The organism is Roseivivax halodurans JCM 10272 (assembly GCF_000521785.1).
Classification (GTDB): domain Bacteria; phylum Pseudomonadota; class Alphaproteobacteria; order Rhodobacterales; family Rhodobacteraceae; genus Roseivivax; species Roseivivax halodurans.
The window spans coordinates 24,652-45,411 of sequence record NZ_JALZ01000020.1 but is presented as its reverse complement, the minus strand read 5'-3'; the positions used below and the strand labels follow the sequence as shown (position 1 = coordinate 45,411).

Sequence of the window (20,760 nt, the reverse complement as noted above, 5' to 3'; positions counted from 1 at the left end):
TTCCGCCAGGTGGACGATCCCAAACTCCGGCTGCGTTTAATTGGTGATGGGCCCGAGCGCGCAGCGCTGACGGCGCTTGCGGCAGGCGATTCCCGCATCGAGATCTGCCGGTTCGCCGCCAATCCCGCCTCCGCCATCGCCGGCCTCGACGTGGTCGCGATGCCCTCCCGGTGGGAGCCGTTCGGCCTCGTCGCGCTCGAAGCCCGCGCGGCCGGTCGCATGGTCATCGCTTCTCATGTCGACGGCCTCGTTGATCAGGCTTCGGAAGGTGTGGTTCCCGTTCTGTCTCCAACGCCCGAGGCCTGGGCGGCCACGATCCGCACAATCACCCGCATGGCGTTCGATCAAAAGCGTGCCATAGGCCACGAGGCTCGAACCGCCGCGAAATGGTCGACGCTCCTTGTCACAACCGGGGGAGTGCGCCCCGACCAACACGTCTCCGCTTGAGGTCTCTGAAGGTCCGGAAAGTGTCAGCAGGTTCCCTAAGTCCAAACAACTGCCGAGCTGGGCTCCGCCTTTGTTAAGAACGAACGGAGCCCCGAAAACCACGACGACCTCTGAGCTCGTCGGCATCAAACCGGTCATCTATCGACAACGCGCCACCTGGCGCATGGGTTTGAAACGGCCACGCGGCGCCGCACCGGATAACTGCACACCTCGGCACCCATGAAGTCTGTTTCCGCAGGTTGGCCGATGCTATCATGCCTTCGCAGCGACCGTCGGGTTCCCGCCCTTCCTGCCTAGGCAGGCGGCCTGTTCAGAGCTGAGCGCCAATTTCATGAATTGGCTGAGTCCGGCCCTCCCCATCACTGATCTTCAAGGTTGAGTGCTGGGGCGGTTGACAGTCAGATGGCTCTGGATATCTACTTTCTCTACCTGGGCGTCGTCGCAGTCTTCTTCGCCACGCCTCCCGACACAAGTCAGTTGCTGATCATCTCGAACAGCATCCGGCACGGCCTGCGGCGCAGCGTGTACACGGCGGCGGGCGACCTTTCGGCCAACTGCGTGCAGATGGTGGCGGCCGCGTTCGGTCTCGCGGCGATCATCGCCACGTCGGCCACCGCCTTCCACCTGATCAAGTGGTTCGGCGTGGCCTACCTTGCCTGGATCGGCCTCCAGTTGATCCTCGCGAAGGAGGACGCCACGGGAAGAACAACACGAGCTAGTGGGACGCCGGCCCGGCTGTTCCAGCAGGGGTTCGTGACCTCGATGGCCAATCTCTTCGCGGTCGTCTTCTTCGGCGCCCTCTTCCCCCAGTTCATCAATCCCGCCAGCCCGGTCGTCCCGCAACTGTTCGTCCTCGGCCTGACCTACCTTGTCATCGACGGGGTAATATTGCTGCTCTGGGGATGGCTCGGCATCCGCGCGGCGCGGGCGCTGAGGCGACGTTCACTCGGTCTCGTGAACAAGATTTGCGGCGGGTTGATGATCGCGGCCGCGGGTTTGCTCGCGGGCAAGGATCTCCAACCCCACAGTTGAGCGACGCCGGCCAGTACTGCACCTGCTCGCTGCCTGCAGGTGATAGCTGACACTCTGCGGCCGTGCGGCGCTACCTTTCGATCGCGCTGCCATCCTCGGTCCAGTCGGACCAGCCCGGAAACCGCAGGGGCTCGACGTCGTGAAGGCTTGCCAGATGCGACGCCCAGGCCCCGAGGTTGCCACGCAACCTCTCCTCCAGGCTGCTCTGATCCTCGTAGCTGTAGCCATGCCCCTGCACGCCATAGGAGATGAACGGCGGCAGGACCGAGAACCCCATGTAGTGCAGCGAATACTGCACCGGCCAGAGCATCGTCTCGAAGTCCCCGCCGCGGCTGCCCGGACCGAAAGCGGCGCGGGGCGCGCCCGTGGTGACGGACACCATCGCCCGGCGCCCTTTGAAGTACCCCGTATCGTAGCGCATGCCGCTCGTGTAGAGGCCGCCGCTCACGAAGACGCGGTCCATCCAGCCCTTCAGGATCGCCGGCGGGCCATGCCACCAGAGCGGAAACTGCAGGATGAGCAGGTCAGCCTCGTCGAGGTAAGCGATCTCCGTCGCGACCTCATCTGGCAATGTGCCGGTCTTCCAGGCATGACGCTGCTCGGCAAGCGGAGTGAAGTGATCGGGCTCCGACCGGCTAGCGTAATGTCGCCCGCTTTCCACGGGATCGAAACCCGTCGCATAGGGGTCGCTCACCGTCACGGAGCTCCCCTGCTCCAGCAGCGTGCGCTCCGCCGTGCGCGTGAGAGCGCCGTTGTAGGAGTTAGGGTCGGGATGGGCATGGACGATATGGGTGTGCATCTGCGGCCCCTTCGTATCTGGTGGCGTTGGACCTGACTTGCGCTTTCGTTTTTGATATGTCGTCAGACACTTTCGAAAGCAGGTATTGCACAGATGAACAATTCGCTCGACTGGAACGACTACAGGACCGTTCTGCGGATCGCAGAGGCCGGCTCCCTGTCAGCTGCCGCAAAGCGAACGGGATCGAGCCATCCGACGATGTTCCGGAGGATCAATGCGGTGGAGGACAAGCTCGGCGTGCGGCTCTTCGAGCGCTTTCGCACGGGCTATCGGCTCACAGCGGCGGGCGAAGAGGTCGCGGCCACCGCGCGCGAGATCGAAGGGCTCACGAACGAGACCGAGAGGCGCGTCGGCGGGCGCGACCTGCGCCCGTCCGGCGTCGTGCGCCTGGCCACAACCGATACGTTGCTCAGCGGTCTCCTGGCACCGGAGATCGCCCGGCTGAGGCACCTGCAGCCCGAGATCGTGGTCGAGGTGTCCGTGTCGAACGAGATCTCCGATCTCTCCTTCCGCGAGGCAGACATCGCGATCCGCCCGGCCGCAGCGCCGCCGGAGCACCTCGTCGGCCGGCGTCTCGGCCACATCCGGCAGGCGGTCTACGCCTCAAAGGAGTCCGGCACCGAAGGGGCAGGACAAGATTGGCAAGCCCGGCCTTGGATCGGCCCGAGCGCCTCCATGCCCTACCCTTTGCTTCAGGCGTGGACGCGCGCCAATGGATGCGACCGCTCCTGCGTGACCAGAATGGACAGCGTGCTCGGCATGCAGGCAGCTGTCCGGGCCGGTCTGGGCGTCGCGGTCTTGCCTTGCTACCTGGCCGAGCCAGACCCTGCCCTACGGCGCCTCGGCGGGTCGATCGAGGATCTCGCCATCGATCTCTGGCTTCTCACCCATCCCGACCTTAGGCAAACCGCGCGCGTGCGGGCCGTTCTGGACTACTTCGGCAGCAGGCAGAGCGCGATTAGCCTGCTGACTGGTGGTCTCGAATGATCAATGCGCTGACGTAGCAGCCACCCAGATCGGGCATTCATCAAGGGTCGCCCGAAAGGCATTTGAGCGGGACAGAGCGGACCTCTGGTCCTGCCGGCTTGCAATGTAAAACGTTCGTTTTACATTGCGGTTCAAGGACGCCAAAGGAGGTTCCCATGGACATGACCAGCCAACTCACCGCCGCCGCGGAGCGGCTCTTCGACCGGCACGGCTACATGGCCACCGGCATGGACCGGCTGACGGAGGCTGCGGGGATGTCGAGCCGCACTCTCTACAAGCATGCCGGCAGCAAGGCCGCGCTCATGGCGCGCGTGCTGACCGAGCGGCACCGGCGCTTCATGGCCCGGATCGACGTGCGGACCATCGACGCCCTGTTCGCTGCTCTCGAGGACTGGGTCCGGGTCGAGGGCTCCCGGGGCTGCCTGTTCCTTCGCTCGCGAGCGGAAACGGGTGGCGATACGCCGGAGATCGCCGAGGCGGTTGCGCTGCACAAGGAAGCGTTCCACAGACGGGTCAGCGAGGTCGTCGCGATGGACCGCGGACGCGAGGACTTGGCACTCGCAGAGCAGGTTCTGGTTCTCGTCGAGGGCGCGACCCACGCGGCGGTCTATCGAGGAGCGGATGCCGTCTCAGCGGCTCGGGCGGCGGCCGCCGTCCTGCTTGAAAGAGCGCGCGCATGAGCCCGGCCCTTCGCATCGGCGCGACAGGGTTCGCCCTCATCGCGGTCTGTTACGGCTTTGCCCGTTTCGCCTTCGGCCTGTTCCTGCCGCAGATCGACGGCGAACTGGGCCTCGGCCCGTCCCTCGGCGGGGTGATCTCGGGGGGCTCTTTCGCCGGCTACTGCGTCGCCATCGTCGCCTCGGCCATCCTGACCGAACGGCTTGGCGCGCGCGCCGTCGCGACAGGGGCCGCCCTCGTCGCGGCGACCGGCATGGCCGGCATCGCGCTCGCGCCATCGCCGCTCATCCTGGCCATCGCTGTCGTGGTCGCCGGATCGAGCACGGGCCTCGCCTCTCCGCCAATGGCCGCCGCGGTCGCCGCCGCGGTCAGCAAGGGCCGGCAGGACCTGACGAACACGGTGATCAATGCGGGCGTCAGCGCGGGCGTGGCGCTGTCGGGGCCCATCGCGCTCGCCATCACGGGACAATGGAGGCTGGCCTTCGGAGCTTTCGCAGCCATGGCCCTGGCATTGGCCCTAGCGGCGGCGATCTCGCTACCGGCCGCCTCGGGCAGCGACCGCGCAGGTGGCCTTCCCACGATGACGGGTCCGGTCCTGCGGCTGGTTTCCGCGTCCTTCTTGATGGGGGCAGCGAGCACCGCGCTCTGGTCTTTTGGCGGTCAGATCGTCTCCAGCCAGATGGGCTGGGGGCCGACCGGTACGGGCCTTCTCTGGACGTGTATCGGCATCGGCGGGTTGGCCGGAGCTTGGGCCGGAACGCTGGTTGGCCGGTTTGGTCTCGACCGTGTTCACTGGGCCTTCCTCGGCCTGATGGCAGCCAGTATCCTGTCGGTCGGCTTCGGCTTCGGCCCGATCCCCACGCTCGTCGGAGGAGCCGTTTTCGGCGCGGCCTACGTGATGCTCACAGGGATCTACCTCATCTGGGGCACTCACGCCCTACCGGACCGGCCTGCAACCGGCCTCATGGTCGGCTTCCTGACCATCGCCGTGGGCCAGACCGTCGGCGCTCCTCTCTTCGGACTTCTCTTCGCGGGGCCGGGCGTCGCGTCTGCCGTCATAGGTTTCGCCGCCGTCGCGCTGATCGCCGGGGCCTTCCGGTCAGGGTCGGCGGTCGATGGCGCAATTGCGTAGCCTGGGCGCGAGTGGAACTTCCTCAAAACGTCTTTAAAGGGCTCGAAGCCAACATGCGGCGCTGCGACACGCAGATCTTGACCTTGGAGCTTCGGCGCAATCTATCGGATGACCGCTCACAGCCCTTGCGCGACATTCGGCACAGGCACAGTGCTCGCTTTGCCGCATGCGCGAAATTCGAAGCCCATCTTCCCGGAAGCGGACGCTCGTCAAGGCAACGCCGCATACTCGGATGCGGCGGAGCGCACCAACGGCGGTAGCGCGCAGTTTTTCCTTCCGCGGCCTAAAGGTTGAACGAGCTGAGTCCACGTGATATTTGAGATTAGGATCATCGCATCCACTGTGAAAGGCCATCGCGCCTGCAGGACATAGGCCGCGTCGTCGGCACTACAAAAGGAGCCTTAAATGGCTATTCGACCTTATCGCTTTGAGGTCGCTGAAGCGCGAAGCTTCAAGCATCCTTATTTCCCCAACATTCAGAAACACGTTTTTTTGGTCAAAGCTTCTAAGCTACCAAAGGACATCCCTGAAAAAGCGAACCTCAGGGAAGCAACCGGCATGAGCCGTAGCGTCTATCGCGATGTCAGATCCAGTTTGCAGGGCAAAGAAGCTCTGGCGGGAACATTTGATCTCTTAAACTTGGGGATCACCATTATTGGGGAAGACGTAAAAACAATCGACAAGCGCATCTTTGATGTCTTCATTGATGACGAATACGGCATTGCCAACGGTGGTCATACCGCCAGACTTATCTGGGAATGCCAGGAAGACGACTCAATCGCTGAAGGGCAGCACGTCGAAGTTCGAATTATTACCGGAGTTGAAGGTGCCGACGAGCACACCTTGCGTGTCGACATCGCGCGCGCACAGAACACAGGCATAGCGGTACGGCCCGAGTCAGTGCTTGAATTGGACAAAGCGTTTCAGGGAATCAAGGACGTTATTGCTCCGTTTTCTTGGTCAAAAAACGTAGCTTACAAAGAAAGTGATCCGCAGGACATCGATGTCCGAGAGTTGATTTGTGCCATGGAAGTCATGAATGTAATCGACTTCCCGAACCGCGGAGGAAAATATCCGATCTCTGCGTACGAAAAGTGGTCTACTCCGCTGAAGAATTTCGGAAAAGATTTCAACTCGCATCGAGATAACCCTGCTGAACGAAAATATGCCAAGTTCGAACCGATGTTGCCGGAGATCCTTCATCTGTACGATATCATACGCCGCGACTTTTTGCGCGTCAGGGGCGAGATCAACGGCCAAAAGGGGGCCATCCCCGCATACATTGAAGTAGCTGGCCCCAAGTCAACGGGCTTCGAATTTCCGTTCGGGGGTTTGGACCCTCACGACAAACGGCTGACCAAAGGCGCCGCGTATCCTATTCTTGGAGCGTTTCGCAACTACGTGCGGATTAACGCTGAAACCGGTCTGGCTGAGTGGGACGGTGGCTTCGATCATGTCAAAAACGTCTGGTCCGAAATCGCCCCTGATCTGTTCAACGAAACGCACGCCACGGTGAAGGAAATCGGCGCCGCTCCTAACGTTCTGGGCAAGAACAGAAACCATTGGGCGGGTCTTTATAAAACCGTTGAGAACTTTCATCTGCGAGAACAGCTTGACCGCCTCTCCGCCGCAAAGGGGGCCAAATGATGCCTCCAGAGAAAGATAAACTGCTCATCAAAGTTGCCCAAAGCTTCGAAGCCAACGCCACCGGTCGACTGGCGATAGTGATAGTACTTATCGTGGCATGTTTGCTCACGATGCCCGCTTTTCTTTAGGCCGAAACGGAGCAGCACTGTCCTGTGCTGCTCCCATCCAGCTTGATCTTACATTGGGGGCAAGAAGTTGGCTTTATGTGAAGGGGCGAGCTCGCCTGCCACATTCGCCTTGGGCTGCCTGCTTACCTCGGCTCGCGTGACCGGGGGTGGACTTGATGCTCCACCGTCGGAGTCAGCGCGCTGCGTCGCCACAAGGCGGCTTCGAGCCCATAGTAACCGAGGTTTAGCCAGCTTGACTTTGCAGGTGCAGCGACGACCGCAGACGCCGCTCTAGGCAGAAAATGCTTGCTCCGCAAGCGGGGTCAGGCGAACCTCACGTCAAACGGCATGCCACTTGGGGAATGCTGGTTTAGCGCTGATAGCCGCAGCATTTTCTATCGCCCGAATTACTCGCCTCACTAATAGATATTTAGGTTTCAGATGCTTATTTACACCATCAAGAAACATGTCGCAGCAGTTCGAATAACAGCCGTACTGCTTTTCGGGATCGCAATGACCTGTTTGGCGCTTCCAAGAGCCGCAGTTTCCCAACGCGCCATCTCTGCCGACTCCGATGAGCTGGTATTCCTTGCGGCGGGAGAGCCTCGCCTTGATTTTCAAGTTGTCTATGTTCCCGATCAGGGATCGGATGCGAGCCGTCTGCAGAGCGAACTGGCTCTCGCCGGGATCAGATACTCGCAGTACGTGTCACTCTCGGACAAAAACTTGGTGCAGGCATTGCAAGCCAGGAATGCGGTTTCTCTGGTACCTGCAAAGCTGTTCGGCAATGTTGCGGTGGCAGGCCTCCTGAGTGACGACCACTTCGCATTCCAAGTTACTCAGAACGGCGCTGAATCCGTTTCAATTCCGCTTCCTGGAGGCGGGGAAATCGAGGCTCTGGAAGAGGGTTCATTTCCTGAGGGCAACCGTCCCACGGTAACAGCGAGCGCCGGTCAGGTTCCGATACTCATCGGGCGTGACATCCCCGACGATGGTGCGCTCGATGTCTTCCTGTATCGCATTCAGCCCAACAGGTCTCTTGTGGCAACATTCCTGCAGCGAGGAGGCTTCGAACTTGGCGCCATGACGGTCATCGACCAGAACGATTTGAGGTCCGCCTTGCAGGCAAGCGGAAGTGTCCTGATGCTGCTTGCTCAATATCAAGATGATGCAGTCATTCGAGATCTCGGATCGGACAGCGCTGAGCTTGATTTTCTGGCTGCTACCAGCTTCGGCGTGTTGCCGGTCTGGCCGGTCGTGTTCGGTGCGGAGTCCAGCTCTGGTTCCAGCGCTGAAGCGCCGGACGAACCGGTTTCGACAGGCGCCGAAGAAGATGCTGGTGAGACAGTAGATGATACGGCAGAAGCGGGTACATCAAATCCGGAATCCGTTTCGGAATCATCGGCGGCTACTGACGAGCCGCCAGCCAAAATGTGGCGCGCCATGACCGCTCAAGAAAGACATGAGACGATTCTCGCGGAAGCGCTTTCGGCGATGCCTGACATGGAGATGACTGAGGTGGATGTATCTTCGCTATCAGAGCTAGAAACGGATGTTGTATTCTCGCTCCTGAACCAGTGCCTCAGAAGCGATTTCCAAACGCTGGATTGCGGCTGCGCTGCCGTGGAAGCCTTGGAAATGGCCCAAGCTGAACCAAACCCGCTTGACCCACGTCAAAACGAGTTGGCCATTAGCTACCGGAGACACCAGAGGGTATTCGAAAAGCAGGGTGTCGGTCCAGGCGTCGGATTTAAGCTTGATCTTGATACGCAGTGTCTATCGAGGAGAAATCTGACATCGAGCACATTGTCGTTCTGCATGAACAACCAAGTGCCACAACTCAGTATGACAGGCATGCTGGGGAGTGGAGACAGCGGCGAAGGGTTCTGTGGTTGCTACGTCGACACATATCTCGAACAGTATACAGGGTTCCTCGAGGAGGCAGGCCATATTCCAAGATTTAACCGCGATACAAGATTTAAGTCTGAAGCAATCGCTGTGTGCTTGCCTAACTAAGCAACGTCGTCCCGCTGGACGGGGCAGGGTGAACGTCTGCTGTCGTACATCGCCACTTTTCTCCATTCGCGCAGCAAATGGCTGGTTTTGCTCTTCATGGCATTCGGGCGCAAATTCAACGAATCTCAGCTTTCCGACCTCACGCACGATGAACTTCGCGGCCGCGGTACATACTGAGCAAGCGCAGCGAACGGCAGAAAGGTCCGCACTTCTGCCTGTCGCGCTTCATTAGATGATGCGCTTGCAGCGATAGTCAGCTCCTGCACGCCGCATTGCGGCACGAACGGTCGTCTGAACGCGACCCGGAGGCTGAGTTTGCAAAGGTCGCTATCTGCGCATCGCCGCCGATAAGACACCGCGCAGCATCAGGCCTTTGTGACATGAGGCGGAACTGCGGGCGGGCGAAGATAACAAAGTTGCGTGCAGGCGCCTCCCGAGCAAGTGTGGAGTGGTCACGACTTTCCATGCGCCAGAACCATGAGCTTGCCCATGACCCCGGACAAACTGCGTTGCCTCTACGGCAATGTCTCGGATCGTCAGGGACCTACGCTGCTTCAGCGCTTCGTCGTAGGGCGGCAGATCCTGATCTTATAGCCCGGTGGGATGGGTCTGCTCATGCGGACCAGCTACTACACCGGATTCTCAAGAAGACTCCCTCGCTCGATCGTTTCGCAGCAAAGCTCATCGATCACTCAATGCGAGGGAGGCTATAAGGTCATTACTATCACCCGAAATCGCATCTGCCAGCACCCGGGCCGATGTGGGGCCGAGCGTAAAGCCGTGATGGCCGTGTCCGAAGTTGAGCCACATGTTGGATAGTCCGGGTGCGGGACCTACGACCGGCAGCATGTCGGGCATGCAGGGCCGCGTGCCGGTCCATTGAGGTTCGTCGATCCGAGGACCGGTCTCAAACAACTCGCCGATCTTCGTCGCGCCGTAACCCAGCTGTCTTGGCAGCGGGACCGCACCGAGATCCACTAGCGCAGCTCCGCTGGAGAGGCGTAACCCGCCCCGCATCGAGGCCGCGACGATGCCACAGTCCGTGTCGAGCATCGGTCGGCGTAGAGCGCGCGGTGCATGGTAGTGCGCGTGATAGCCGCGCTTGTAGATCATTGAAATCCGGATTCCGAAGCGGCGCAGCAGTTCGGGCGACCAGGGACCGAGGGCCACGACCACCTGCTCACCGCTAACACCCCCGTCCGGTCCGTACACGTTCCAGCTTGATCCCTCCCGCGACAGCGTCAGGGCGTCCGCTTCGACGATCCGGCCGCCGCGTTGGCGGAAGAGTTCCGCATAGGCGGCCGTCAGACCGCCGGGATCGGAACAGCTCCAGCTTTGCAACATGTGGATTGCGCCCGCGGGCTCACCGGTCAGTGCCGGCTCCTCGGCCTTCAGAGCCCCGGTGTCGAGCACGCGGGAGCTCACACCGTAGCTCTGCCGCATCCGCTCCGCCTCGCGAGCTGCGGCGTCCAGCGCCCGAACGTCGCGGTAGACGAGCGTCATCCCCTCCCGGATGATCAGGTTGTCCGCCCCCGCGGCCATGATCAGGGGCGCGTGGTCCTCGGTCGCGCAGCGGGTCAACTGGGTGTAGACCTGCGCGATCCGCCTGTGCCGCGCCGGCGCGGAATGACGGAAGTAGGACCAGAGCGCGGGAGCCATGCGAAGCACACCCGACACCGACCATGTGACGTCATTGCTCCGCCCGAGAGCGTACTTGAGCAGAGTGGGTAGATCCCGCGGGAGGGCGTAGGGCTCGGCCGCTTCTGCCTGGATCACACCGGCATTGCCGAAACTGGTCTCCTGACCCGGGGCGCGCCGGTCGACCAGAGTGACGACGTGCCCGCGCGACTGCAACTCGAGAGCGGTTGATACGCCGATCATCCCGGCGCCAAGAACGAGGAAGTATGACATACGAACCATCCCTTCAGGACCCACCGTTCGCTAAAGCGAGGTGGGTGTTCAAGGGACCGGAGGTGATAGCAGCGATGCGTTGATTTCAACAACGAGACATGTGTAAGCCATACCGGGGCGTTGTTGCGGAACCTGAGCCGGTGAGGATTCACAGCCGGAATCCGGCAAGTTAGTAGGGCGTCATGCCGAAGCCGACGCCAACCCGCTACCGCACCACGAATTGGTCCGCCTACAATGCCGCGCTCCGCATGCGCGGTGAGTTGCTGATCTGGTTCGACAAGAGCATGACATGGCTCGCGCCGCACGACGGGCGCGCCAGCAGGCCACTGATTTTTCCGAATGAGGAGGATCAGCAGAATGCGATCCAGCTCTGCATGTCGATCAAGGTTCTGTTCAGGCTCCCCCTTCGACAAACCGCCGGGATGGTCGCCGGCCTCTTGCAGCAGGCAGGGCTCGACAGACCTATACCGGACGCTTCCACGCTCTGCCGGCGGCAGAAAACCTCTCGCGGTGCAGATCCCATATCCCCGCGCCGATGGCCCGCTGAACCTGCTCGTGGACAGCACCGGCATCAAGTTTCTCGGCGACGGTGAATGGCAGGCGCGCAAGCACGGCGTGCAGGGCCGCCGTCAGTGGCGAAAGGTTCATCTCGCCATGGACCCTGCCACGTCCGACATCCGGGCGGTCGAGTTCACTTCAAGTCGGGACGGAGACAGCCCTGTGCTGCCCGAACTGGTCGATCAGGTACCTCTGGCGGAACCCATTGGCACGGTGACAGCCGACGGTGCCTACGACACGCGCCGCTGCCACACGGCCATCCTCGAACGCGATGCCGTTCCGTTCGTCGGGCGATCCGTCCCCCGGACGGATCGCTGATCCTCCTCACTCCCAAACCGCAAGAACGGCAGACCTTGGAAGGACGACGGCCCGGCGGCCCGCGTCAGGAACGCGACCCTGCGCCACGCGTCACTACGGCAAGGCGTTCTGGAAGCGGTGGACCGGCCACCATATCCGAACTCGCGTCGAGGCGAGGATGCGGTGTTTCAAAGTCTTCGGCGAACGAATCGCTGCAAGAGACCCAGACCGCCAAACCGCTGAAACTCAAATACGCGTCGCCCTCATGAACCGCTTTTCCGCGCTCGGCACTGCCGAGATCGTGCGCGTCTCCTGACATCAAACGGGAAAGGGACGGGTGTGCCTGAGATAAGTGTTCCGCAACAAGGCCCCGTCAGCACCAACGCGTCTTTCCACAGTAGCTGGGGGAAGACGCCAACCATGCCCCGTCTCTCGAAGACAATCGTCGCATCGACCGCGGCACGCTGGCGCTTGTTACAGTGTCGAGGGCCCTCGGGTCACAAGTTAATCGCCATTGGAAGAGCTACTGGCAAAAGGGGGTGCGCGCCATTCCATGAAAAGTTTAACTTCGCTGATTATTCCGGCCCGTTCCTGTTCTTGGCCGGAAGTTCAGGAACACTTCCGGGCGGTTCAGGACGAGGTAAGCGGTAGAGGATCAAGAGCTGTTTCGAGCCCCATTGCGGGTCTTCGAGGATCAGGTCGTCCGGACCTGCCTCTCTGCGCATGGCTTCCCTTGTTTCCTCTACTACCTCCCGATTTGATGCTGGCTCGCCCAGTCGACGAAGAATGTCGAGGCAAGCAACCATCATCACGGACTCTCCTGAGGCCTCATAACGCCGAGCCATCTTACGAAGTTCATGGATGCCTGTACGCGTGAAGTCTGAGTGGTCACCCATGTCGTCGGCCTAAAGAAAAGACGCCTTTGCAGGAATGGTAGCACTCGTGTGGGCGGCTTGCTACTGACTTGCGTCCTACTTCATAAAAGGGTCATCGATGGCGTTAACGGCCTCGCGTCTTGTGGATGCCTAACCTCACAATCTCGATCCCTCAGGCAGGAACGGCCACGGCTCGCGGCTCGTTGCGGTCGTGCGAGCTCACAACCGCACGACGACCCATGCCGACACCCGAACCAAGAACGGAGTTCCGACGCCTCCTAGACGAGTGGCTGAGGGACTACCCCTCCCATCCGGCATCACTTGAGATGTTGGAGTACTCCGATTTCCGTCTTTGGCTGTCGACTGAAGGCCATGCGGATCTGGTGCGGAATGCTTCGCTGGCAGATGGCGAGCGAAAGTTCAGGCAGTACTTCCGTGAAGAGCTATCATCTGCCATCGCGAGAAAGCCGCGCTGGGTCTGATCTCCAACCCATGATCTCGCCCATGGCCAGATGCATTTTACGCTATTGTCGCCGTCGTGCCCCCATGCTTGCGCCCCTGCCATTCGCCCTCGCCGTGGAGCTTGACCCCGGTGCTGTCCACGGGCAGCTTCAGCGGTTCCTTGACGCAGCGATAAGGGACTTGGTCGGCCTGCGTCTCCTGGCTGCGACACGGCGCGAAGAAGTCCGGAGGGGCCAGTCCAGCCCTGCAATTTCCAGCAGGCTAGCCACCATCCCAGACGTCTGGCGAAGCGGCAGCTAGACCATGCCTTGATCGACAAGCAGTGTGGGATGACCGCATCGGAAATCACCGCCGGACATAAGAGACGTCCTTCAAATACGGACCGGTTAACCGATTGGATTCGAACAGTTAATACTGTGTCGTCGGCGATGTGCAACAACGCCTTCCACGTGCTATCCGCGTGGCCTGCCGAAGCCGTGCATCTCTTTGGCCCATTGGTAGCCGACGATCATCCCCTTTATTCGGGGCAGCATGAACAGAGAGAGCGCTCTGGCGAGCCTGCAGAGCAGGAGAGCGAGAATGGACCGAAATCAGGGAAAAGATGAGCGGCAGCTTTAAACATGCGATCTCGGAGCGTTGTCGATTTTCGGATTTTCGGAATATTATAGAGAATTTAACTGCATCGGCCTGTCACGAGGCGGAGTAAGCGATGAACTCATGTCGCCTGCTCCACGGGTGCGTTTGATCCCGCAGACAGGCACGAGGCCAACGCAATCGCGCCGAGGATGAGCAGAGCGAGGAAAACGCCCATCGCGGGGATCAGCCCCATGGTTTCGGCAAGCACGCCGCTCCCGATGACCGGCAGGGAGAACCCTGCATAGGCGTAGACGAACAGCCCCGCGGTGGCGCGAGACCTGTCCCGGCCTGATCGGTCCGAGACCTGCGACAGCGCGGCGAGGTAGACGAAGCCGTAGCTGGCGGCGCTCGAAAGAGCCGTTCCGGCCAGAACGGGCGCGATCGCCTGCATCCAGTTCCCGAAGAGGATGAGACCGAAACCCGACGGGATCAGGGCAAGCCCCAGCGCCAGCGATGTCTCGTCGCTCAGGCATTTGGCGATGGGCTGACAGAGAAAGCCGATGAAGATCGCGAGGAAGATCACCGCACCGGTCCATCCCGACAGGCCCTGCATTGCGAGTTCGAGCGGGACGACGGCGATGATCATGCCTGTGGCCGACCAGGCAAGCGCGAGGGTCGCGCCGAAGATCCACGTGCCTTTCGGAAACACGGGAAGACGCAGGAGCGCCCCGCTTTGCGGCTGCGCGACTTTCGGCGCGCAGATGATGCCAAGCGCCAGGAGCGGCGCCAAGACGAAGAGAACCGCGAAGCTGGCGGGAAAGAACGACGGACCGGCCAGCGACAGGCTGATCCCGGTGGCGAGCGCGCCGCCGCCGAAGCCGAGCGAGGTTGCCGATGTGACCGCGAGCGCCGCGCTGCGGCTCCGCTCGGTGCCCATCAGTTCGATCATGAACGCCGTTCCTGCCGTGGTGGCGAGGCCGGTGCCGATCCCGAGGAGCGTGCGGGCGAGAACGAGCGTCGTCCAGGACGGCGAGACGACAAGCAGGGCTGTCGCCGCCGCGCCGAGAAGGAGCGCCGTCACCACGGGAATGCGCCGTCCGATCCGGTCCGACAGCCCGCCAAGAAAAAGCACGGTCGGCATCAGCCCCGCCACATAGGCCGCGAAGGCGATCGTGACGGCCGCAGGTCCGCGCCCGCTGGCCGCGGCGTAGGCGTCGTAAAGCGGAGCCTGAAGGTTGACCGCGTAGGTGACGAGGAAGAGTGATAAGGCAAGGCAGAGCGCAGCGGCGGAGCGGGACATGGGCGAGCTTTCGGCTGGTTGTTCGCCGATCGTTGACACCCGCAGGGATTCGATACAATATTTTTATTGTACTAATTACAGTTGCCCCCATGCCCCGCACTCAGTTCATTGCCCTCGCCGACCATGTTGCGGCACAGATTGCCGGCGGCAGCCTGCCGCCCGGCGCGAAGCTGCCGCCGCACCGCGCCTTTGCTGAACGGCACGGCGTCGCGCTCGCGACCGCGACGCGCGCCTATCGGGAGCTCGAGCGCCGCAATCTGATCGTCGGCGAGCGTGGCCGCGGCATGTTCGTGCGGGACGCGGCGGTCCCTGCGGGCGTCGGCGTGGAGCAGGCGGCCTCCGACGGGCTGATCGATCTGATGTTCAATATGCCGGGTGGCGCCGCCGACGCCGATATGTTGCGCGCAGGGCTGAAGCGACTGGCCGCGGGCGGCGATCTCGACGCGATGCTGCGCTATCAGCCACATGAGGGGCGGCCACACGAGCGCAAGGCCCTTGCAGACTTGGCTTCCGCGCGCCTCGGACCGGTCGTGCCAGAGACCCTGCTGGTCACCTCGGGGGCGCAGCACGGTCTGTCGCTGGTCATGCTGGGTCTGCTTGGACCCGGCGACGCGGTCGGGACCGACCCGCTCACCTATGCGGGGATCAAATCGGTCGCGGCCTTGCGCGGCACGCCGCTGGTGCCGGTCGAGGGCGACGCGGGCGTGATGGACCCGGACGCGCTCGATCACGCGTGCCGGACGCGCGGGCTGCGCGCCGTCTACATGATGCCGAGTGTGCAGAACCCTCTGGGCGCGGTCATGGACGAGGACACGCGGCGGCGGATCGTCGAAATCGCCTGGCGGCACGACCTGCTGATCATCGAGGACAGCGCCTACGCCTTCCTCGAGACCGATCCACCGCCGAGCCTGCGTGCGCTTGCGCCCGAGCGGACCATCCATGTGGGCGGCGTCTCCAAGAGCCTCGGAACGGGGCTGCGTGTCGGCTTTCTGATCGCGCCCGAGACGCATCTTGGCCCGCTGACGAGCGCCATCCGGGCGACGACGTGGAGCACGCCCGCGCTGATCACCGCGCTCGTCACCGCCTGGATCGAGGATGGCACGCTGGAGGCCAGCGAGGAGACACGGCGGCGCGACGGAGCCGAGCGTCAGCGCCTCTGTCGGGAGATGCTCAGTGATCTCGCCCTTGTCGCACATCGCAACGCGGGCTTCGCCTGGATACCCCTGCCCCGGGGGCAACGCGCCGACCCGCTGGTGGCCCGACTCCGGGAGCGTGGCGTCGCGGTGTCCCCCGGCGCACCCTACGCTGTCGGCGACCCGCCGCAGGCTATCCGCATCGCCTTCGGGGGTGTGCCTCTGCCTGATCTCGAAGCCGCCCTGACGACGCTCCGCCAGGAATTGACCCATTCGCAGGAAACACGGGCATGACACTCTTTCACGGCCTCTCGGCCTTTCCGATCACGCCGACCGATGCCAGCGGTCGCGTCGATGCCGAGGCGCTCGGCCTCGTGCTGGATCGCCTTGTCGCGGCACGGGTCGACTCAGTGGGCCTTCTGGGCAGCACCGGCGGCTACATGTATCTCAGCCAAGACGAGCGGCGGCGGGCCATCGACACAGCGACCGACCGGCTGGCGGGCGCGATCCCGTTGATCGTCGGCGTCGGCGCGCTCCGCACCGATACAGCCGCGGCGCTGGCGCGCGACGCAAGGGATGCAGGGGCGGACGGACTGCTGCTGGCCCCTGTCTCTTACACGCCGCTCACCCACGACGAGGTCTTCGCACATGTGCGAGCCGTCGCAGAGGCCGGAGACCTGCCGCTCTGCCTCTACAACAATCCCTCGACCACCCATTTCACCTTCACGCCCGAACTGATCGAGCGATTGTCCCGGCTGGACCACGTCGCCGCGGTGAAGATGCCCCTGCCCGCGGATCGCATCATCGCCGACGAGCTCGACGACCTCCGCGGCCGTGTGCCACACGACTTTGCCATCGGCTACAGCGGCGACTGGGGCTGCACCGAGGCGCTGCTGGCTGGCGCGGACGCCTGGTTCAGCGTCCTCGGCGGCATCCTCCCGGGGCTGTCCATGCAGATAACGCAGGCGGCACGGCGCGGCGATGCCGAGGCGGCGCGGGCGATGGACGCGGGGCTCACCCCCCTCTGGGATCTCTTCCGCGCGTTCGGCAGCCTCCGCGTGGTCTACGCCATGGCGCACGAGCTGGGTCTCACCGACGCTCTTCCGCCGCGCCCTGTTCTGCCTTTGCCGCGCGACGAAGCAGCGAAGGTTCGCGGGGCACTGAAGGAGATCGAGGACGTCGAGTTCAGGTCGCAGACGATTTGAGTCCGGCGACGACACCGCCGGGCCTGGGGTCAGCCGCCGAACCCGAGGACAGGGTAGAGCGATCCCACCAGCAGTGCCGCCATGGTGATGTTGAAGACCTTGAGCCGGGTGGCGTTGGACAGCCACTGGCGGACCATCGTTCCCATCCATGTCCAGATCGAGATCAACGGAAAGCTGACCAGCGCGAAGGCGCCCGCCACGATGACGACCGACAGCAGCGAGCGGTCGGGCGCGTAGAGCGTGATGGCCGACAGGCACATCGCCCAAGCCTTCGGGTTCACCCACTGGAACATCGCCGCCTGCAGGAAGGTCAGCGGACGGCCATCGGCATCTCGATCTTCCATCGGCGCGGCGGTGGCGACCTTGAACGCGAGCCAGAGCAGGTATCCCACGGACAGGACCTTCAGCACGAAGCTCAGAGCGGGCACCGCCTCGAAGAGAGCCATCAGTCCCGCCCCCACGAGGAGCGCCATCAGCGCCACGCCTCCGACGATGCCGAGCATATGGGGCAATGTGCGCCGGTAGCCGAAATTCGCACCCGAGGCCATGAGCATCAGGTTGTTCGGCCCGGGCGTGACGGTGGCGACGAACGCGAAGCCCAAGAGCCCGCTCATGACGGTGAAATTCATGGTGATCCCCTCCGATTGCGTGGCCGCAACATTATCAGGGGTGGCTCGCAACTTCTGATCTTCTTCACTATGATGCACCTGGCTTGCGCAACTATTCACTGGCCATGGACGAGATAGATCAGAAAATATTGCGCGAGCTACGGCGCGATGGCCGGATCAGCAATGTCGGCCTGGCCGAGCGCGTCAGCCTCTCCCCCTCTGCCTGCCTCAGGCGCGTACAGGAACTGGAGCGTGCGGGTGTGATCCGGGGCTACCGCGTCGTGACCGACCCCGAGCAAATGGGGCGCGGCTTTGCGGCCTACGTCATGGTCGGCCTGTCCTCCCACACCAAGGCAGCGCAGGAGGGCTTCGAGCGCGCGATGGCCGTGGCGCCCGAGGTCGTCGAATGCCACAACATCGCGGGGGCGTTCGAATACCTGCTGCGGGTCGAGAGCGCCGATCTCTCCGAGTACAAGCGTTTCCACACCGACGTGTTGGGCACGCAGTCCCACGTGAACGCCATTACGTCCTACATCGTGATGGGATCGCCCAAGGATGAGCGAGCTACGTGATCTAACGCTCTCTTCGACGGAGCGGCTTTAAAGTTCGCCAGAGGACCAGAACTCTAATCAGGGCTAGCTATCGCAACAGTTTGTTTAGAAAGGGCCATCAGGTCGTTGATCCCGCCAAACTTATAAAAGCTACGGTTTCGAATGCAACCAAGGCAGCACCGAGCACGTCACCGGTGTAGCCGCCGATCCGCCGCCACGCCAAGAGGATCACGACCGCGACTGCTGCCATAGACGCCAACACCGCCATGGCGGACGATAGCCCCGCGCCGACTAGAAGCGCAAAAGCCATTCCGCACCCGACGCATAGCGATTTCATGGTCCCGCCTCCGGCCAAATGCCCAAGTCCGTCGCCGCGCGCCGGCGGGAGGATTTGCATCACCCCCAGCATCGCCAATCGGCTGCTGACAGAGATCGCCAGCACGGGCAGCAGTGTCAGGACCGGTCCCATGGAAGAAAGACTTGCGGCCTGGCATCCGAGCGCGAGGATCAGAGCGATAACGCCGTAACTGCCGATACGGCTGTCGCGCATGATCGCGAGGCAACTCACGGCGTCACGTCCCCCGCCGACCCCATCGGCGAAATCTGCCAGCCCGTCATGGTGCAGCGCGCCGGTGATCAGCGCGTTTGTCACGAGAAACAGCATGGCCGCGACGGGCTCCGGAATGCCCGCCTGAAGGCTGCCGGCGCAGATCACCCAGCAAACCAGTCCCACGGGGAGCCCGACGAGCGGATAGGCCCACTGGGCCCGGGACAAGGACGGCACCGCTTCGGGGAGCCTGCCGGCGGGAAACCGCGTCAATAGCATGACCGCCACCTGCAATTCGGCGACGCGACGGCGCAGGCTCATGCTCCGCCGATCCCCGCTTCGGCGAAGGTTGCCATGCCGTTGTGGCATTCGAGCGCGCCGCGGAGGATCGAGAGGGCCAGCGCGGCGCCGGTTCCCTCGCCGAGCGCCATGCCGAGATCGAGAAGAGGCGACTTGCCGAGAGCGGCGCAGAGGCGGGCATGCCCGGGTTCGGCGCTGGCATGCGAGACGATGCAATGATCAAGCAGCGCGGGCGCCGCGGCGTAGAGAGGCGCGGCGGAAGCGGAACAGATGAAGCCGTCCAGAAGGACCGGGATCCGGGCGGCGCGCGCCGCGAGCACCGCGCCGCAGATGGCCGCCTGCTCGCGCCCGCCGAGCGCCGCAAGGATCCCGAGCCCGGTCGCGTCCGCATGCGCCTGCCGGCCCTTGGCCACCACGCTCGATTTCAGCGCGACCCGCTCGTCATCCGCGCCGGTGCCGCGTCCGACCCAGTCGCCCGGCTCCCCGCCGAAACAGGCATGCGCCAGCGCCGCAGCCACGGTCGAGTTGCCGATCCCCATCTCGCCCAGCAAGATCACATCGGCCGCTGGATCCACCGCCTCGGCGCCGTGCCGCATGGAGTCGAGGCACTCCTCCTCGCTCATCGCGGGGCCGGTGGTGAAGTCCGCCGTCGGGCGCTCGAGATCGAGCGCCACAACCGACAGCGTCGCCCCCGCCGCCCGCGCAAGCTGGTTGATCGCGGCGCCGCCCCGCTCGAAATTCGTCACCATCTGCGTCGTGACCTCCTGCGGGAACGGATTCACGCCGTGGCAGCAGATACCGTGGTTTCCGGCGAAGACGAGCGATTGCGCGGACATGACACGGGGGCGCGGATCGCCGTGCCAGCCGGCCATGAACACCGCCAACTCCTCGAGCCGGCCGAGCGATCCGGGCGGCTTGGTGAGCTGCGCCTGCCGGTCCCGCGCGGCATCGGCGGCGGCTTTGTCGAAGGCGGGCATCGCATCGAACCAGCCGGTAATGGCGGAGAGGCTGTCGAACGCGGGAAGATTGATCATTACGGTTTCACCTTGATGGGGTATCCGGCGACGCAGAGATGGACCTCGTCGCACATTCTCGCCACCCGCTGGTTCACGAGTCCCGCCGCATCGCGAAACCGGCGCGCGAGGGCATTTTCCGGCACGATACCGGCGCCGACCTCGTTGGTCACGATGACGACCGGGGCCCGCTGGGCCTCGATCGTTCGGACCAGCGCGTCCGTGGCACCGTCCCAGTCGAGATCCGCAAGCATGAGGTTCGACAGCCACAACGTGAGGCAATCGACCAGCCGCGGAGCCTCGCCGTCGCTCGCGTCGAGTGCGTCCGAGAGCTCCACCGGCGCCGAGATCGTCCGCCACTCGGCGCCACGGCGCGCCTGGTGGCGCGCGATACGCTCGGCCATTTCGGGATCGTGCGCCTCCGCGGTGGCGATATAGATCGCCCTAGGTCCCAGCGCGAGCGTCGTCTGCTCGGCGTGGGTGCTTTTTCCGGAGCGTGCGCCACCGGTTATGAGGATCGACTTGCCCATGACGACGTGACAAAGCAGAAACCCGTTCGGGGGAAAAGGGCTTACCGAA

General features: G+C 63.2%; 17 protein-coding genes and 2 pseudogenes. 11 read left to right on the top strand and 8 right to left on the bottom strand.

Annotated features, from left to right (window positions below; all coding sequences use genetic code 11):
* Together OCH239_RS22140 and OCH239_RS15400 are read left to right on the top strand one after the other, a co-directional pair.
* Positions 1-447, top strand: a 447-nt coding sequence (locus tag OCH239_RS22140; protein WP_157577888.1) for a glycosyltransferase, incomplete at its 5' end; no start/stop codon positions are given.
* Between the two features lie 402 nt (positions 448-849).
* A complete protein-coding gene (locus tag OCH239_RS15400) occupies positions 850-1,479 on the top strand; it encodes a LysE family translocator (RefSeq protein ID WP_037264563.1) in 630 nt (209 codons plus the stop codon).
* A gap of 70 nt (positions 1,480-1,549) precedes the next feature.
* Here the strand turns inward: OCH239_RS15400 and OCH239_RS15395 are convergent, their stop codons facing one another.
* Positions 1,550-2,278 carry an NAD(P)H-dependent oxidoreductase gene (locus tag OCH239_RS15395; RefSeq protein WP_037264562.1) on the bottom strand — a complete coding sequence of 243 codons (729 nt, stop codon included), beginning with the start codon at positions 2,276-2,278 and terminating at the stop codon, positions 1,550-1,552.
* A gap of 93 nt (positions 2,279-2,371) precedes the next feature.
* Between OCH239_RS15395 and OCH239_RS15390 the strand changes: the two genes are divergently transcribed.
* The 5 genes from OCH239_RS15390 (at position 2,372) to OCH239_RS15370 (ending at position 8,845) form a co-directional block, all read left to right on the top strand.
* Positions 2,372-3,265 carry a LysR family transcriptional regulator gene (locus OCH239_RS15390; protein WP_037264561.1) on the top strand — a complete coding sequence of 298 codons (894 nt, stop codon included), beginning with the start codon at positions 2,372-2,374 and terminating at the stop codon, positions 3,263-3,265.
* A gap of 155 nt (positions 3,266-3,420) precedes the next feature.
* On the top strand, positions 3,421-3,945 hold the full coding sequence (locus OCH239_RS15385) for a TetR/AcrR family transcriptional regulator (protein ID WP_037264560.1): 525 nt from the start codon (positions 3,421-3,423) through the stop codon (positions 3,943-3,945).
* Positions 3,942-5,075 carry an MFS transporter gene (locus tag OCH239_RS15380; protein WP_037264559.1) on the top strand — a complete coding sequence of 378 codons (1,134 nt, stop codon included), beginning with the start codon at positions 3,942-3,944 and terminating at the stop codon, positions 5,073-5,075. The genes OCH239_RS15385 and OCH239_RS15380 overlap by 4 nt, the downstream gene beginning before the upstream one ends.
* Before the next feature lie 405 nt (positions 5,076-5,480).
* On the top strand, positions 5,481-6,722 hold the full coding sequence (locus OCH239_RS15375) for an AIPR family protein (RefSeq protein WP_084782512.1): 1,242 nt from the start codon (positions 5,481-5,483) through the stop codon (positions 6,720-6,722).
* Positions 6,723-7,270: 548 nt separating this feature from the next.
* The gene (locus OCH239_RS15370) at positions 7,271-8,845 is read left to right on the top strand and encodes a hypothetical protein (protein ID WP_037264557.1); all 1,575 of its coding nucleotides are present in this window, start codon (positions 7,271-7,273) and stop codon (positions 8,843-8,845) included.
* Between the two features lie 681 nt (positions 8,846-9,526).
* On the opposite strand, the gene OCH239_RS15365 is transcribed toward OCH239_RS15370, so the two are convergent.
* A complete protein-coding gene (locus OCH239_RS15365; protein ID WP_037264556.1) occupies positions 9,527-10,756 on the bottom strand; it encodes an NAD(P)/FAD-dependent oxidoreductase in 1,230 nt (409 codons plus the stop codon).
* Positions 10,757-10,938: 182 nt separating this feature from the next.
* Between OCH239_RS15365 and OCH239_RS15360 the strand changes: the two are divergent.
* Positions 10,939-11,927 (top strand): annotated as a pseudogene (locus tag OCH239_RS15360) (IS5 family transposase).
* 1,102 nt (positions 11,928-13,029) lie between these two features.
* Here OCH239_RS15360 and OCH239_RS23550 read toward each other — a convergent pair.
* A pseudogene (locus OCH239_RS23550) lies at positions 13,030-13,303 on the bottom strand (transposase); the annotation flags it as partial.
* A gap of 360 nt (positions 13,304-13,663) precedes the next feature.
* Complete coding sequence (locus OCH239_RS15355; protein WP_037264555.1) at positions 13,664-14,824, bottom strand: MFS transporter; 1,161 nt, start codon at positions 14,822-14,824, stop codon at positions 13,664-13,666.
* Between the two features lie 89 nt (positions 14,825-14,913).
* Here OCH239_RS15355 and OCH239_RS15350 point away from each other — a divergent pair, with 89 nt between their 5' ends.
* The gene (locus OCH239_RS15350; protein WP_037264554.1) at positions 14,914-16,251 is read left to right on the top strand and encodes an aminotransferase-like domain-containing protein; all 1,338 of its coding nucleotides are present in this window, start codon (positions 14,914-14,916) and stop codon (positions 16,249-16,251) included.
* On the top strand, positions 16,248-17,162 hold the full coding sequence (locus tag OCH239_RS15345; RefSeq protein ID WP_037264553.1) for a dihydrodipicolinate synthase family protein: 915 nt from the start codon (positions 16,248-16,250) through the stop codon (positions 17,160-17,162). The genes OCH239_RS15350 and OCH239_RS15345 overlap by 4 nt, the downstream gene beginning before the upstream one ends.
* A gap of 29 nt (positions 17,163-17,191) precedes the next feature.
* Here the strand turns inward: OCH239_RS15345 and OCH239_RS15340 are convergent, their stop codons facing one another.
* Positions 17,192-17,791, bottom strand: a complete 600-nt coding sequence (locus OCH239_RS15340; RefSeq protein ID WP_037264552.1) for a LysE family translocator — start codon at positions 17,789-17,791, stop codon at positions 17,192-17,194.
* 104 nt (positions 17,792-17,895) lie between these two features.
* On the opposite strand from OCH239_RS15340, the gene OCH239_RS15335 reads away from it, so the two are divergent.
* Positions 17,896-18,342, top strand: coding sequence for an Lrp/AsnC family transcriptional regulator (locus tag OCH239_RS15335; protein WP_037264550.1), 447 nt, complete (start codon positions 17,896-17,898; stop codon positions 18,340-18,342).
* 97 nt (positions 18,343-18,439) lie between these two features.
* Here OCH239_RS15335 and OCH239_RS15330 read toward each other — a convergent pair whose 3' ends face one another.
* The 3 genes from OCH239_RS15330 to cobU are packed head-to-tail and all read right to left on the bottom strand — an operon-like array spanning position 18,440 to position 20,711.
* On the bottom strand, positions 18,440-19,189 hold the full coding sequence (locus OCH239_RS15330) for an adenosylcobinamide-GDP ribazoletransferase (RefSeq protein WP_037264548.1): 750 nt from the start codon (positions 19,187-19,189) through the stop codon (positions 18,440-18,442).
* Positions 19,186-20,202: a nicotinate-nucleotide--dimethylbenzimidazole phosphoribosyltransferase gene (gene cobT / locus OCH239_RS15325; RefSeq protein ID WP_037264546.1), complete on the bottom strand. Its 1,017-nt coding sequence runs from the start codon at positions 20,200-20,202 to the stop codon at positions 19,186-19,188. The genes OCH239_RS15330 and cobT overlap by 4 nt, the downstream gene beginning before the upstream one ends.
* Entirely contained in the window at positions 20,202-20,711 is a 510-nt protein-coding gene (gene cobU / locus OCH239_RS15320) for a bifunctional adenosylcobinamide kinase/adenosylcobinamide-phosphate guanylyltransferase (RefSeq protein ID WP_037264543.1), read from the bottom strand. Before cobU ends, cobT begins: the two co-directional genes overlap by 1 nt.
* Positions 20,712-20,760: the final 49 nt, after the last annotated feature.

What these genes read in the sequence shown, in the direction of transcription:
- OCH239_RS15370 (WP_037264557.1), top strand. Translation starts at nt 7,271, where the DNA reads ATGCTTATTTACACCATCAAGAAACATGTCGCAGCAGTTCGAATAACA.
- cobT (WP_037264546.1), bottom strand. Translation starts at nt 20,202, where the DNA reads ATGATCAATCTTCCCGCGTTCGACAGCCTCTCCGCCATTACCGGCTGG.
- OCH239_RS15355 (WP_037264555.1), bottom strand. Translation starts at nt 14,824, where the DNA reads ATGTCCCGCTCCGCCGCTGCGCTCTGCCTTGCCTTATCACTCTTCCTC.
- OCH239_RS15330 (WP_037264548.1), bottom strand. Translation starts at nt 19,189, where the DNA reads ATGAGCCTGCGCCGTCGCGTCGCCGAATTGCAGGTGGCGGTCATGCTA.
- OCH239_RS15375 (WP_084782512.1), top strand. Translation starts at nt 5,481, where the DNA reads ATGGCTATTCGACCTTATCGCTTTGAGGTCGCTGAAGCGCGAAGCTTC.
- OCH239_RS15380 (WP_037264559.1), top strand. Translation starts at nt 3,942, where the DNA reads ATGAGCCCGGCCCTTCGCATCGGCGCGACAGGGTTCGCCCTCATCGCG.
- cobU (WP_037264543.1), bottom strand. Translation starts at nt 20,711, where the DNA reads ATGGGCAAGTCGATCCTCATAACCGGTGGCGCACGCTCCGGAAAAAGC.
- OCH239_RS15345 (WP_037264553.1), top strand. Translation starts at nt 16,248, where the DNA reads ATGACACTCTTTCACGGCCTCTCGGCCTTTCCGATCACGCCGACCGAT.
- OCH239_RS15395 (WP_037264562.1), bottom strand. Translation starts at nt 2,278, where the DNA reads ATGCACACCCATATCGTCCATGCCCATCCCGACCCTAACTCCTACAAC.
- OCH239_RS15365 (WP_037264556.1), bottom strand. Translation starts at nt 10,756, where the DNA reads ATGTCATACTTCCTCGTTCTTGGCGCCGGGATGATCGGCGTATCAACC.
- OCH239_RS15385 (WP_037264560.1), top strand. Translation starts at nt 3,421, where the DNA reads ATGGACATGACCAGCCAACTCACCGCCGCCGCGGAGCGGCTCTTCGAC.
- OCH239_RS15390 (WP_037264561.1), top strand. Translation starts at nt 2,372, where the DNA reads ATGAACAATTCGCTCGACTGGAACGACTACAGGACCGTTCTGCGGATC.
- OCH239_RS15350 (WP_037264554.1), top strand. Translation starts at nt 14,914, where the DNA reads ATGCCCCGCACTCAGTTCATTGCCCTCGCCGACCATGTTGCGGCACAG.
- OCH239_RS15400 (WP_037264563.1), top strand. Translation starts at nt 850, where the DNA reads ATGGCTCTGGATATCTACTTTCTCTACCTGGGCGTCGTCGCAGTCTTC.
- OCH239_RS15340 (WP_037264552.1), bottom strand. Translation starts at nt 17,791, where the DNA reads ATGAATTTCACCGTCATGAGCGGGCTCTTGGGCTTCGCGTTCGTCGCC.
- OCH239_RS15335 (WP_037264550.1), top strand. Translation starts at nt 17,896, where the DNA reads ATGGACGAGATAGATCAGAAAATATTGCGCGAGCTACGGCGCGATGGC.